Source organism: Streptomyces sp. NPDC038213, assembly GCF_055600495.1.
On the sequence record NZ_JBVJYM010000021.1, the window covers coordinates 56,080 to 69,042 of the forward strand.

Below are 12,963 nucleotides of genomic sequence, written 5' to 3' on the forward strand. Positions count from 1 at the left end.
CAGCCGGGCCCGGGCCCGACGATGAGGGAGCTGCCGCCATGACCGCCGCCGCGCACCGCGAGACCGCCGTCTACACCCACGGGCACCACGAGTCGGTCCTGCGCTCCCACCGCTGGCGCACGGCCGCGAACTCCGCGGCGTACCTGCTGCCCGAGCTGCGCCCGGGGCTGAGCGTGCTGGACGTCGGCTGCGGGCCGGGCACCATCACCGCCGACCTGGCCGAGCGGGTCGCGCCCGGCCCCGTGACCGCGGTGGACCACGCGGCCGGGATCGTGGACGAGGCCCGCGCGTACGCCCGCGAGCGGGGGCTGACCGGGATCCGGTTCGCCGTGGCCGACGTCCACGCGCTGGACTTCCCGGACGACTCGTTCGACGTGGTCCACGCGCACCAGGTGCTGCAGCACGTGGGCGACCCGGTGCAGGCGCTGCGCGAGATGCGCCGGGTGTGCCGGCCGGGCGGGATCGTCGCCGCGCGGGACGCGGACTACGCCGCCATGACCTGGTACCCGCAGGCCCCGGTCCTGGAGGAGTGGCAGGACCTGTACGGCCGCGTGGCGCGGGCGCACGGCGGCGAACCGGACGCCGGGCGGCGGCTGCACGCCTGGGCCCGCGCGGCCGGGTTCACCGGGGTCTCCTGCTCCTCGACGGTGTGGTGCTTCGCCACCGCGGAGGAGCGGGCCTGGTGGAGCAGCCTGTGGGCGGACCGGACCACCCGTTCGGCGTACGCGGAGAAGGCCGTGTCCGGCGGCCACGCCGGGCCCGGGGACCTGGAGCGGATCGCCGGGGCCTGGCGGGCCTGGGGCGCGGACCCGGACGGCTGGTTCTCGGTCCCCCACGGCGAGGTCCTGTGCCGCGCCTGACCGCGAGCGGGCGCAGGGTCCGCGGGGCCGGGCAGCAGGCGCGACCCGGCCCGGCGCTGCGGACCCCCGGAACCCGGAAGGGGCAGCCCCACCCCCTCCGGCCCGACCCCTCCCCTCAGTCCCCGCCCTCCCCCGGCCTCATCCTGAAGTCGTACGGAAGCGGCAGCGGGCCTGCCGAGAGCTCGGACCAGACCTCGCCGAGCACCTCCTCCCCCTCCCTCAGGTCCGCCACCTCGAAGCCGTCCTCGAACACCCGCCGGGCCGCGGCCACGTGCCCCTCGGCCACCAGGAGGCGGGCGGCCAGCAGCCGGAAGCGGCCCCGCTCCCGCAGGGCGGGCCGCAGCGCCTCCCAGACCGAGCGGGCCGCCGCCGGGCGCCGGGCGGCCAGCAGTGCGGACAGGGCCTCCCGGCCCAGCGCGGCTTCCGCCGCCTCCCAGACGGGCCCGTCACCGCCGTGCGCGCACAGGTCGGCGAAGGCCTCCCCGAAGCGGTCGGCGGCCCGCTCGGTGTGTCCGGCGAGCTCGTCGGCCACGGCCAGGCAGCGCAGCAGGGGCCAGCGGGCCGGGGCCAGGGGCAGTCCGCGCTCCCAGCTGCGCACGGCCTGCGCCACGTCGCCGGCGTGCCACTGGGCCACGCCGAGGTGGTACTCGGTGAGCGGGTCGGCGGGCGCGGTCTCCAGCATGTCCCGCCAGTGCACGGCCACCAGGCTGGGCCCGGGCGGCGCGGGGGCCGCCGGGGCGGGGAACACCCCGGTGCGGTACAACTCCACCCAGGGCGCCTGGACTTCCTCCAGCCCGGCCTCCTCGAAGGGGGTGCCGGGCAGTTTGTGACCGGCGCGCAGCACCTCCAGCGCGCCCCAGCCGGAGCCCCGGGCCAGCCGCTCCCCCGGTTCGGCGTCGGCGTACGGCAGCCAGGCGGCGTAGGCGGCGTCCACGCGCTCGCGCGGCAGGTCGGCGGCGAGCCGTGCGGCGGCCCCGGCGCGGGCCGCCTCCCAGTCGGGTCCGTGGACGGCGGCGGGGTCGGCGGCGAGCGGCCCGTACGCCTCCAGCCAGCTGAACTCGGCGCCCGCCGCCAGCGGGACGTGCTCCAGCTGGGTACGGGCGAGCCCGGCCTGGACCTCGGCGTACCCGGGGGTGCCGGGCTCGGTCAGCCACTCCTGCCAGCGGCGTCCGCCGGGGCCCGTGCCCCAGACGAACAGCTTGCGCCCGCGCAGCCGTTCGGTGGAGGTCTGGACGAGCCCGTACCCGGAGGTGTCGAGGGCGGCGATCCACGGGCGGGCGCCCTCGGGCAGCTCGTAGAACCAGTCGGCGGGCCGGGCGGCGTTCAGGGGGTACGTGGGATCGGCGCGCCCGGTACCGCCGGGGAAGGGGATCCGCCGCAGGGTCCGGGCGCCGTCGAGGTGCCAGGCCTCGTCGGCCGGGGCGAGGACGCGGGTGCCGGGGGCCTCGGGCACCGCGGCGCTGGACCACCAGTAGACGGGGGCGGGGCGCTCGTGGGGGTTGCGGACGCGGATCCCGGCGTACAGGTGGCGGGAGTCCGCGGGCAGCCACAGGTCCACCTGGAAGGGCAGGTCGCGCAGCCGCTCCCACTCCCACAGCCGCAGCATCACCCCGCCGTCCGGAGCGGTCACCACGGCGGCGTGCAGCGGGGCGCAGGACAGGGCGGAGTGGCCGGTGGCGCCGGTGTTCCACTCGATGCCGCCGGAGAACCAGGCGCCGTTCAGTGCGAAGGCCGCGGGCTGGAACACCGGGTTGCGGTACAGCAGTTCGCGTTCGGCCGGCCGGTCCCCGGCGGCGGGCGGCGAACTTGCCGCGCTTCCGGGGGCCTTGTCGACCAGGGAGACCACGCGGCCCCCGAGTTCCGGGAGGACGGTGGCGCGTAAGTAGGCGTTCTCGATGACGACGGCCTCGAACCCGCGCTCGATGCGCTGTCTTCCGTACCCGTCGAGGACGCGGACGGGCAGGAGGCTGCGCAGCGGGGCGTGGCCGAGCTGGCGGGCCATGTCGCGGGGCAGCGCCTGCCCGGCGGCGGGGCCGGGCAGGCCGCGGCTCCACATGCCGGCGGGCCGCGCACCCGGGTGCGGCGCGCCGGGCGCATGCGGGCCCGGTCCGTGCGGGCCGGGGGCGGAGCCCGGCGGGACCTCGGGGGCGCGGAGGGCGGGCAGCGGGTTCTCGGCGCCCAACGGGGCTGCGGGCAGGGTGAGTACGGCGCGACGGATGCTGGTGGCGGTCATGGCAAGGAGACCTCCCCTTCTCGCCGGGGCGGTGCGGGGTGCGCGCGCCCCCAGGGGAATGGAACACGCCACGGCGGCCGAAGAACAGGGGTCCCGCGGACCACACCGGGTCAGGATTGCGCAAAGGCCGCCACGAGGACGTCGGCGAGGAGCCGGCCGGCGGCGCCCCCGGGGTCGAGGTCGGGGTCGTAGACGGTGACGTTCACCCCGGCGCACCGGGGTGAGGCGGCCAGCGTCAGCAGCAGTTCGGTGAGTTCGCCGGGCAGCAGGCCGTCGGGCTCGGGCGAGTCCACGGCGGGCATGACCGAGGGGTCGAGCACGTCCGCGTCCAGGTGCACCCAGAAGCCCCGGGTGCCGGAGTCCCGGAAGGCGGCCAGGGCCTCGCGGGCGGCGGCCTGCGGGCCGCGGGTGCGGATCGCGCCGACCGTGGCCGCGGCGATGCCGGCCTGCGCGAGCTCGGGCAGGTCCCCGTCGGCGTCGCGGATCCCGAAGAGGCGCACGTCCTCCTCGCGCAGGTAGGGCCGCAGCCCTTCGAGGTCGGTGAGCAGGTCCTGTCCGCGGCCGGTGGCGAGGGCGAGCTCCTCTCCGGCGGCGGCCCCGACGGGCCCGTTGGCCTTCTCGTTGCCGGGGTGGCGGAAGTCCGCCGAGCCGTCGAGGGCGGCGAGCCCGTACCGGCCCAGGCGGCGCATGGCCAGCGAGGCGCCGAGCTGGATGGAGCAGTCCCCGCCGAGGACCACGGGGAACTCCCCCTTCTCCAGGTGCCGTTGGATGCGGTCGGCGAGGCGGACGGTGTACGCCGCGATGGCCTCGGCGTGGAAGACCCCGTCGCCCTCCCGCCAGTGCCCGCGGTCGTAGCGGGGCGGGACCACCGCGCCGCCCTCCACGGCGCCGAGGCGGGCGAGCAGGCCCTCTTCGCGCAGGGCCGTGGCGAGTTTGTGGCAGCCGGGGACGGTGCCGGGGGCCGGGGGCCGCAGCCCCAGGTTGGACGGGGCGTCGATCAGGACGAACCGGTGCACCGGATCATCCTCCCGCGGGCGGGGCGGTGACGGCCCAGCGCTCGTGGTCGCGCCAGGCGCCGTCGACGTACAGGAAGTCCGGTGAGAACCCCTCCAGCCGGAAGCCCCGTCCGCGGACCAGGGCGATCGAAGCGGTGTTGCCCGGCTGGACGTTGGCCTCCAGGCGGTGCAGGCCGAGCGGCCCGAAGCATTCGGCGAGGACCAGGTCCAGCGCCTCGGACATCAGCCCGCGCCCGGCCGCGTGGGCGAACGCGCCGTAGCCGAGGGCCCCGCAGCGGAAGGCGCCGTGGACGATGTTGTTCACGTTCACGAACCCGGCGATGCCGCCGCCGTCGAGCTCGCAGACCAGGTAGCCGGTCCGGCCGGACTCCGCCGCCGCGCCCGTCAGCCGGGCCGCGTACTCCCCGTACGCGTGCAGGGTGTCGGGCGGGAACAGCCAGGGGCGGTGCAGCTGCCTGCTCTCGCGGGCGCGGGCGGTGAACTCCGGCCCGTCGGCGGCCCGGTAGGGCCGCAGCCCCACGCGGGCGCCGGTCCTGACGTACGCCGCTCCAGGTTCGCGTTCTTCGCTCATGCGGCCACGCTAACCCCGGACCCCGCCCGTCCGCCGCCGCGCCCCGTCACGTCCTCAGCTCCAGGGGCGCCAGGTCTTCCCGCTCGAAGCCGAAGGCCCGTGCGTACAGCGCGAGTTCGGCCTCCAGGGCCCGGACCATGGTGTCCGCGCGCCGGAAGCCGTGCCCCTCGCCCTCGAAGGCGAGGTAGGCGTGCGGGACCCCGCGGCCGGCCATCCGGGCGAGGAGGCGCTCGGCCTGGGCGGGCGGGCAGACGGCGTCGTCGAGCCCCTGGAGGAGCAGGAAGGGGGCGGTGATGCGCTCGGCCCCGGCCAGCGGCGAGCGGTCCTCGCCGCGGGCGGCCAGGCCGGAGAGGTAGCGCGATTCAAAGTCGTGGGTCTCCGCCGCGATGGCGGCCGCGTCCAGCACCGGGTAGATCACCGTCCCGCAGGCGTACAGCCCGGTGGCGGCGAGCGAGGCGGCCGCGGTCCAGCCGCCGGCGCTGCCGCCGCGGACCGCGAGCCGCGCGGGGTCGGCGGTGCCCTCGGAGGCCAGCGCGCGCGCCACGGCCGCGCAGTCCTCCACGTCCACCACGCCCCACTGCTCGCGCAGCCGCTCCCGGTAGGCCCGCCCGTACCCCGTGGACCCGCCGTAGTTGACCTCGGCCACCCCGATCCCCCGGGAGGTGAAGTAGGCGATGGACAGGTCGAGTACGGCTTCCACGTGGGAGGTGGGTCCGCCGTGCGCCCACACGACGTACGGCGGGAGCTCGTCGGCGGGGGCCGCCCACCCGGGGTGGTGGGGCGGGTAGACGTGCGCGTGGATCTCCCGGTCGTCGGGTCCGGTGAAGGTGCGGGTCTGGGGCTCGGGGTAGTACACCGGGTCGACCGGGTCCGCCCGGTGCGCGCCCGCGACCCGGGCGTGGCCGGTGGCCGTGTCCAGTTCGACCACCTCGCAGGCGCTGCGCGGGCTGGCCGCGACCCCCGCCACCCGGGTGCCGCGCACCGCGAGGGCGGGCTGCCAGGAGGTCCAGGGTCCGGGTGCGTCGACCAGGTCGCCGGTGGCGGGGTCGAGGATTCCGAGGAGGGTGGCGCCGCGCCCGTGGAGCACGGCGACGAGCCCGTCGTCCAGCGGGGCGAACCAGCTCAGGCCGGTCTTCCACAGCGCACCGCCGAACTCCTCCTCCCGCGGGCAGAGGTTGACGGCGCCGCCGGTGTCCGGGTCCACGCGGTGGAGGTTCCACCAGCCGGTGCGGTCGGTGACGGCGAGCAGGCTGCCGTCGGCCGCCCAGTCCGCCTGCGCCACGGACTCCGCGGGGCCGCCGAGCACGGTCCGCGGCCCGGCGAGCCCGCCCCCGGGCGTCACCCGGGCCACCTTCAGCTCGCTGCCGTCCCAGGGCATCCGGGGGTGGTCCCAGACCAGCCAGGCGGCCCGCGTCCCGTCCGGGGAGAGCCGCACCCCGGTGGTGAAGCGGTGCCCGTCTCCGGTGAGCTCCCGCACCGCGGACCGGTCCCGGGCGGCCGATCCGTCCAGGGGGACGGCGGCCAGCACGCGGCGCACGTCGGTGGGCGCGGGGCCGGTGGACTCCTCCAGTACGCACCAGGCCTCGCCGGGTGCGGGCCGGATCACGGGGTCGGCCCAGCGCAGCCCGCCGCCCTCGGGGGTCAGCGGGCGGGGTCCCGTACCGGCCGCGGGCTCGTACGCGTACAGCCGCTGGTCGGCGTAGTGCACGAAGAGGACGAGCGGCCCGGCGCCGTCCCCGCGGGCCAGTGCCGCCCAGGGCCGGCCGCCGTACTCGACCACCCTGCTGCGGACGTTCCACGGGGCGGGCAGCACGGTCTCCTCCGTGCCGTCGGCCCGGACCCGCACGAGGGCGCGGCGGCCGTCCTCGGCGGGCCGGGGCTCGGTCCACCACAGCTCCCCGCCGACCGCGCCGAGGTACTCGGGCCGGCCGTCGCGGCCCGCCGCGAGCCCGGCGCCGATCGGCGAGGGCCAGCTGCCGTACGGTCCCGTGGACACCATCCCGCGTCCCCTTCCCGAATGCCGTATGCCGAATAGCACTTGCCGATACCGAATGCCGGATTCCGCCGCCCGCCGCCCCGTGGACCGCGGCCGCCCTACAGCGTGCGCAGCGCGTGGTCGAGCACCCTGACCCCGAAGTGCAGGGCCTCGACGGGCACCCGCTCGTCCACCCCGTGGAAGAGCGACCAGTAGTCGAAGCCGGGCGGGAGCTTCAGCGGCGAGAACCCGTAGCCGGTGATCCCGAGCCGGGAGAACTGCTTGGCGTCGGTGCCGCCCGCCATGCAGAACGGCACCACGTGGCCGTCGGGGTCGAAGCGCTCCACCGAGGAGCGCAGCACGGCGTACGTCCGCGAGTCGACGGGGGCCTCCAGGGCCACCTCGCGGTGGTGGTACTCCCAGTCCACGTCCGGGCCGGTCAGGGCGTCGAGGGTGGTGCGGAACTCCTCCTCGCCGCCGGGCAGGACCCGCCCGTCGACGTGGGCGGTGGCCCGGCCGGGGATCACGTTGAGCTTGTACCCGGCCTCCAGCATGGTCGGGTTGGCGCTGTTGCGGACGGTGGCCTCGACCAGGGCCGCGGCGGGGCCGAGGGCCGCGAGGAAGGCGTCGAGGTCGAAGCCCGGGTCGTCGGGGTCGGCGGCCAGCCCGTACACGGAGCCGAGGGCGCGCAGTGCGGCGCGGACGGTGGGGGTGTACCGGACGGGCCACTCGTGCTCCCCGATGCGGGACACGGCACCGGCGAGCCGGCTGACGGCGTTGGCGCGGTTGGGCTTGGAGCCGTGGCCGGCGGTGCCGTGCGCGGTCAGCTTCAGCCAGGCGGTGCCGCGCTCGCCGGCGGCGATCGGGTACAGGGCGCGGCCCGGGGCGGGGTGGACGGTGAAGGCGCCGGATTCGCTCAGGCCCTCCGTACAGCCCTCGAAGAGCTCCGGGTGGTGGTCGGCGAGGAAGCCCGAGCCGTCGACGGCGCTGTCCTCCTCGTCGGCGGTGTACGCGATCACGATGTCGCGGCGGGGGCGGACCCCGGAGCGGGCCCAGGCCCGTACGACGGACAGGACCATCGCGTCCATGTCCTTCATGTCCACGGCGCCCCGGCCCCAGACCACGCCGTCGCGCACCTCGCCCGAGAAGGGGTGCACGCTCCAGTCGGCGGCCTCGGCGGGGACCACGTCGAGGTGGCCGTGGACGAGCAGGGCGTCGGCCCCGGGGTCGGTGCCCTCGATGCGGGCGACGACGTTGGTGCGGCCCGGGGTGCGCTCCAGGAGCACGGGCTCCAGCCCGGCCTGCGCGAGGCGTTCGGCCACGTACTCGGCGGCGGGGCGCTCGCGGCAGTCGCCGCCGCCGCGGTTGGTGGTGTCGATGCGGATCAGGTCCGAGGTGAACTGCACCGCCTCGTCGAGGGCCGTGGCGTCGACGGTCCCGGGCGAAAGGGTTTCGGTCTCAAGAGAATGCATATCAGCCATACTGCTCCTCCACGGCCGCCGAGACGATCGTGGTGACCGCCTTGAACGTCCGGATCCCCTCGTACATCGCCCCGCTGGTGTACGAGATCCGCCGCTCCCCCGTGCGCTCCACCCCGGGGACGACGGTGGCCGCGGCGGCGAGGTGCTCGGCGTCGAACTCCAGGACGAAGCCGAACGGGCCGCCCTGCACCGGCTCGTGACGGACCGCGAGGGCCGCGGCCTCCTCGGCCGCGGACCGGATCTCGGCGGCGGTCCGCGCGGGCGGGCGGCAGACGGCGGCGTACCGCGAGACGTGGTCCTTGACGGCGACGGTACGGGCGCGGGGCGCGTAGCCGCGGGCGTCGTCGCAGGTCAGGTCGTCGCCGGTGACGAGGACCACCGGGACCCCGTACTCGGCGACCACGCGGGCGTTGAGCAGCCCCTCGCTGGCGCGCTCGCCGTTGAGCCAGACCCCGGTGATGGAGTTGGCGAGGTAGGTGTGGGCGAGTACCCCCTCGGCCCCGGCGCCGGTGTGGTAGCCGACGAAGGCGATCCCGTCCACGTCCCCGTGCTGCACCCCCTCGACCATGGAGAGGGACTTGTGGCGGCCGGTCAGCATCTCGACCCGCTCGTCGAGCTGCTCCAGGAGCAGGTTGCGCATGGTCCAGTGCGCCTCGTTGACCAGGACCTCGTCGGCGCCGCCGTCGAAGAAGCCGAGGACGGCGGCGTTCACGTCCGAGGTGAACATGGCCCGGCAGCGCTCCCACTGCGGGGTGCCGGGCAGCACGTCGGCCGGCCAGGTCACCCCGGTCGCGCCCTCCATGTCGGCGGAGATGAGGATCTTCATCGGGCCCCCGTGCGGTCCGGGACGTCCGCCCGCGGCCGCGGGCGGCGCCTTCACCCTAGGCCGTGCCGCCCCGCGCGGCCCGGCAGCGCGCCCGGCCGCGCGGGGCGGCGGGGGAACGCGGGGGTGCGCGGGAGTGCACGCGGGGGTACGGGGGGCACGGGGGCGCGCACAGGCGTACGAAGGGTGCGCACGGGCGACGCGGGCGGGTTCAGGCCGGGGCGGGGGCGGGTTCAGGCCCGGGCGGGGGCGGGTTCAGGCCCGGGCGGGGGCGGGTGCCCGCCCGGCCCTGCGCCCGAACCACCCGATCCGGTGACGCGTCACTTCTCCACTTCGGCGGCCAGCTTGTCCAGCAGCGCGTCGTAGATCCGGGCGAGGCCCTTGGGCGCGAAGGTCCGCTCGAAGAAGCCGCCGATGCCGCCGGCGCCGTTCCACACGGTGGAGACCACGGCGCGGGACTTGCCCTCGCCGGCCGGGGTGACCGTCCAGGTCGTCACCATCGAGGAGTTGCGGTCCTTCTCGACGAGCTGCCCGTCGGTGGGCTCGGTGACCTCCAGCAGGCAGTCGCGGATCCGCTTGCTGGTGGCCTGCAGCTTCCAGTGGACGAGGGTCCCCTCGCCGTCGCCGCCCTCGCGCACCTCGTACTCGCTGAAGTGCTCGGGCAGCACCTTGGAGCGGGTGCCGGTGTAGTCCGCGAGCGCGTCGAACACGGTCTCCGCGTCGGCCGCGATGATCCGCTCCGTGGTGGCCTCGACCTGCGCCATACCTGTTCCTCCAGCACGTGTGAACACTCGACTTCGGGGGTCGGCGGCAAGCCAACCACCTCCGGCACGGCGGCCCAAATCCGGGTCCCCGGCAGGGGGCGATCCGGGAGCCCCCCGGGAGCCGCCGGGCGGGAAGGAGTACGGAAGCATCATCAAATCGGGCCAATAGTCCGCACAATTCCCCCGTTCCGTCCTCCGCATCCGGGACGATTCCGCCCAGACCCCAGCGGCTGGGAGGCCCCGTGAAGAAGCGTGCAGCAGTCCTGTTGTCCCTCGCCACCGTGCTGGCGGGGACGGTCACCGCCGTTCCCGCCGGGGCGGCCGCGGCGGAGGCGGGCGGCCGGGCGGCGGCGCCGCTCGTGTGGAAGGGCTGCGCGACGTCCCGGTACCCGAGCCTCCAGTGCGCCGCGCTGTCCGTGCCGCTGGACCACGCCCGGCCCGGGGGCCGCCGGATCTCCCTCGCGCTCACCCGCGTCCCGCACACCGCGGCGAAGTCCCAGGGCCCGCTGCTGGTCAACCCCGGCGGGCCGGGCGGCAGCGGGCGCAGCCTCGCCGGGTACGTGGCCTCGTCGCTGCCGAAGCAGGTGGCCGCGCAGTACGACGTGATCGGCTTCGACCCGCGCGGGGTGGGCAGGAGCGAGCCGGCGCTCAACTGCGCCAAGGGCCACTTCGAGGCGGTCCGGCCGGACCCGGTGCCGCGGACCTGGGCGCTGGAGCAGGCGAACCTGGACCGGGTGCGGGCCTTCGCCGAGGAGTGCCAGAAGCAGTACGGGGACGTCCTGCCGTACATCGACACCGTCAGCGCGGCGCGTGACATGGAGCTGCTCCGGCAGGCCCTGGGCGCCCCGCGGATCAGCTACTTCGGGTACTCGTACGGGACCTTCCTCGGCGCGGTGTACGCGAAGCTGTTCCCGGAGCGGGTGCGGCGGATGGTGCTGGACTCCGTGGTCGACCCCTCCGGGGTCTGGTACCGGGCCAACCTGGCCCAGGACCTCGCCTTCGACGCCCGCCACAAGGCCTTCCTCGCCTGGGTGGCCCGGCACGATGCGGCGTACGGGCTCGGCACCGACCCGCACCGGGTGGAGCGGGCCTGGTACCGGATGCGCAAGGAGCTGGGCGGGCGCCCGGCGGGCGGCCGGGTCGGCCCGGCCGAGCTGGAGGACACCTTCATGCCGGGCAGCTACTTCAACGGGTACTGGCCGCAGCTCGCGGAGGCCTTCGCCGCGTACGCGGTCAAGGGGGACCCGGAGCCGCTGGCGGCCGCGTACGGGCGGTTCGGGGCGGTGGACCCGGCGGCGGGCAACAGCTACAGCGTGTACAGCGCGGTGCAGTGCCGGGACGCGGCGTGGCCGGCGGACTGGAACGTGTGGCGGCGCGACATGTGGGCCACGCACGCGAAGGCGCCGTTCATGGCCTGGAACAACGCCTGGTACAACGCACCGTGCGCGTTCTGGAAGACGGGGCCGCTGGCGACGCCGGACGTCGCGAACACCGAGGTGCCGCCGGTGCTGCTGGTGCAGGCGACGGAGGACGCGGCGACGCCGTTCGAGGGGGCCGTGCGCATGCGGGAGAAGCTGGCGGGGTCGGCGCTGGTGGTGGAGGAGGGCGGCGGCAACCACGGGGTGTCCTTCAGCGGGAACGCCTGCGTGGACCGGTACGTGACGGACTATCTGGGTACGGGCGTGCTGCCGGGCGGGGGCGGGGCGGGGTGTGCGGCGCTGCCGGAGCCGGTGCCGGTGCCGGTGACGCGGGCTGCGGCGCCCACCGCGGGCGGGGCCGCCCTCCACGGCCTCATCCGCCCCCGCCCCTGACCCCGGGTCCCGCTGCGCGGGGCCGTTTCCCGAACTGGGGCTCCGCCCCAGACCCCGCGCCTCAAACGCCGGCGGGGCTGGATTTGCCGCGCAGCGGCACTATCAAGCCCGCGCGGCGATTGAGCGCACCGGGCGCGGAGCGCACGGAACGGGGTCCGGGGCTTGCCCCGGTTTCGGGAAGGGGCGGGTAGGGGAAACGGCCCCGCGCAGCGGACCGACCCCGGGTCACGGGAGGCGGTGGAGGGCCGCCGTGGCGGCCTCGGCGAGGCGGGGGTGCGACTGGGCCGCGGTCAGGACCTCCCGCGCCCGCGAATCCCCCAACGCCCCCAACCCCTCCGCACAGGCCACCGCCACCCGCCAGTACGGCTCGTGCGGCGACAACAGCCGCCCCAGCGTCGCCACCAGCACCGGCACGGACTCCGGCGCCCGCAACTGCGCCAGCAACCGCACCGGGTGCAGCGCGTAGGCCGTCCGCAGCCGGTTGCCGGCCAGCGCGGCCGCCGCCCGCGCGGTCCGCGGGTCCCCGAGCCGCGCCAGCGCGTGCGCGGCCGCCGCACACCGCGGCGGGTCCCGGTGGTTGAGCAGCAGCACGAGGGCCTCGAAGGCCCGCCGGTCCCCCGCGCACCCGAGCCGGAAGGCGGCCGCCTCCCGCGCCCACAGCGGCTGCCCCGGCTCGGTCAGCGCCGCCGCCAGCTCCTCGGTGCCGGCCCCGTCCAGCAGGTGCGCGCACCGCGCCGCCGCGGCCGCCCCGTCCGCCGCCGCCTCGGCCCGCACCCGCCGCCCCAGCACCGCATCCGGCCCGTCGGACCCGCCCGGCCGGCCCGACCCGTCCCACCCGCCCAACCCATCCGACCCGCCAGGCCGGTCCGACCCCCCAGGCCGGTCCGGCCCACCCTGGCCCTCCGGCCCGCCCCGGTCGCCCCGGGAACCCCCGCCGCCCTCACTACCCCGCTCGTCCACGCCGTCAGCGTAGGGTCCGGCGGTCGGTCCGCGGTGCAGATCACACGGATCCGCGGCACCGGCCCCCTGGCGTCCCGGTTACCGGGCGGTTAATCTCCCCTCAACGAGTCCTCCGGGCCACCACAGTGGCCGGGGACCGGACTGCCCGACGCGGCCTGGTGACGCAGCCGCCCGGGCGTGCAGTACGCACCACCGGTCTGGCATGTCCGATCGGCGCGGCTCCGGGACAGAGCCCGTCGCGTCCGCCACTCCGCCGTTCACCTCTCCACGCCACCCACCACGCTCCGGCGCCGTGCGCCCGGTCCCGTGTGTGCCGTGGCCCCGTGCGCCGTTACTCCCGGGCGCGCCCCCGTACGCCCCTCGCACCGCCGCGTGACCCGCGTACCCGTCTCCCGATCCGGCTGCGCACGCATCCGCGTACCCGAGCAGCCCCGGACCCGCGCGCCCCGTGCCGCGCCGTCAGCCGTCA

At 76.6% G+C, this 12,963-nt stretch carries 10 protein-coding genes; 2 read left to right on the plus strand and 8 right to left on the minus strand.

Features of this window, described 5'->3' with window-relative positions; all coding sequences use genetic code 11:
• Positions 1-38 precede the first annotated feature (38 nt).
• On the plus strand, positions 39-860 hold the full coding sequence (locus ACZ7JZ_RS25150) for a class I SAM-dependent methyltransferase (RefSeq protein ID WP_470943057.1): 822 nt from the start codon (positions 39-41) through the stop codon (positions 858-860).
• A 115-nt stretch (positions 861-975) separates the two neighbouring features.
• Here the strand turns inward: ACZ7JZ_RS25150 and ACZ7JZ_RS25155 are convergent, their stop codons facing one another.
• The 7 genes from ACZ7JZ_RS25155 to ACZ7JZ_RS25185 form a co-directional block, all read right to left on the minus strand.
• Complete coding sequence (locus tag ACZ7JZ_RS25155; RefSeq protein WP_470943059.1) at positions 976-3,093, minus strand: DUF5107 domain-containing protein; 2,118 nt, start codon at positions 3,091-3,093, stop codon at positions 976-978.
• Between the two features lie 110 nt (positions 3,094-3,203).
• Positions 3,204-4,109, minus strand: coding sequence for an arginase family protein (locus ACZ7JZ_RS25160; protein ID WP_470943061.1), 906 nt, complete (start codon positions 4,107-4,109; stop codon positions 3,204-3,206).
• A gap of 4 nt (positions 4,110-4,113) precedes the next feature.
• The gene (locus tag ACZ7JZ_RS25165) at positions 4,114-4,680 is read right to left on the minus strand and encodes a GNAT family N-acetyltransferase (RefSeq protein WP_470943063.1); all 567 of its coding nucleotides are present in this window, start codon (positions 4,678-4,680) and stop codon (positions 4,114-4,116) included.
• Positions 4,681-4,726: 46 nt separating this feature from the next.
• Positions 4,727-6,679 carry a S9 family peptidase gene (locus ACZ7JZ_RS25170; protein ID WP_470943065.1) on the minus strand — a complete coding sequence of 651 codons (1,953 nt, stop codon included), beginning with the start codon at positions 6,677-6,679 and terminating at the stop codon, positions 4,727-4,729.
• Positions 6,680-6,774: 95 nt separating this feature from the next.
• The gene (locus ACZ7JZ_RS25175; protein ID WP_470943067.1) at positions 6,775-8,136 is read right to left on the minus strand and encodes a M20/M25/M40 family metallo-hydrolase; all 1,362 of its coding nucleotides are present in this window, start codon (positions 8,134-8,136) and stop codon (positions 6,775-6,777) included.
• Complete coding sequence (locus ACZ7JZ_RS25180; RefSeq protein ID WP_470943069.1) at positions 8,129-8,962, minus strand: M55 family metallopeptidase; 834 nt, start codon at positions 8,960-8,962, stop codon at positions 8,129-8,131. The genes ACZ7JZ_RS25175 and ACZ7JZ_RS25180 overlap by 8 nt, the downstream gene beginning before the upstream one ends.
• Positions 8,963-9,279: 317 nt before the next feature.
• A complete protein-coding gene (locus ACZ7JZ_RS25185) occupies positions 9,280-9,723 on the minus strand; it encodes an SRPBCC family protein (protein WP_470943071.1) in 444 nt (147 codons plus the stop codon).
• Positions 9,724-9,965: 242 nt separating this feature from the next.
• Between ACZ7JZ_RS25185 and ACZ7JZ_RS25190 the strand changes: the two genes are divergently transcribed.
• Positions 9,966-11,534, plus strand: coding sequence for an alpha/beta hydrolase (locus tag ACZ7JZ_RS25190; protein ID WP_470943073.1), 1,569 nt, complete (start codon positions 9,966-9,968; stop codon positions 11,532-11,534).
• A gap of 225 nt (positions 11,535-11,759) precedes the next feature.
• On the opposite strand, the gene ACZ7JZ_RS25195 is transcribed toward ACZ7JZ_RS25190, so the two are convergent.
• A complete protein-coding gene (locus tag ACZ7JZ_RS25195; RefSeq protein WP_470943074.1) occupies positions 11,760-12,308 on the minus strand; it encodes a HEAT repeat domain-containing protein in 549 nt (182 codons plus the stop codon).
• Positions 12,309-12,963: the final 655 nt, after the last annotated feature.

Coding starts and splice junctions, on each gene's coding strand:
- ACZ7JZ_RS25150 (WP_470943057.1), top strand. CDS start 39: ATGACCGCCGCCGCGCACCGCGAGACCGCCGTCTACACCCACGGGCAC.
- ACZ7JZ_RS25155 (WP_470943059.1), bottom strand. CDS start 3,093: ATGACCGCCACCAGCATCCGTCGCGCCGTACTCACCCTGCCCGCAGCC.
- ACZ7JZ_RS25165 (WP_470943063.1), bottom strand. CDS start 4,680: ATGAGCGAAGAACGCGAACCTGGAGCGGCGTACGTCAGGACCGGCGCC.
- ACZ7JZ_RS25170 (WP_470943065.1), bottom strand. CDS start 6,679: ATGGTGTCCACGGGACCGTACGGCAGCTGGCCCTCGCCGATCGGCGCC.
- ACZ7JZ_RS25175 (WP_470943067.1), bottom strand. CDS start 8,136: ATGGCTGATATGCATTCTCTTGAGACCGAAACCCTTTCGCCCGGGACC.
- ACZ7JZ_RS25180 (WP_470943069.1), bottom strand. CDS start 8,962: ATGAAGATCCTCATCTCCGCCGACATGGAGGGCGCGACCGGGGTGACC.
- ACZ7JZ_RS25185 (WP_470943071.1), bottom strand. CDS start 9,723: ATGGCGCAGGTCGAGGCCACCACGGAGCGGATCATCGCGGCCGACGCG.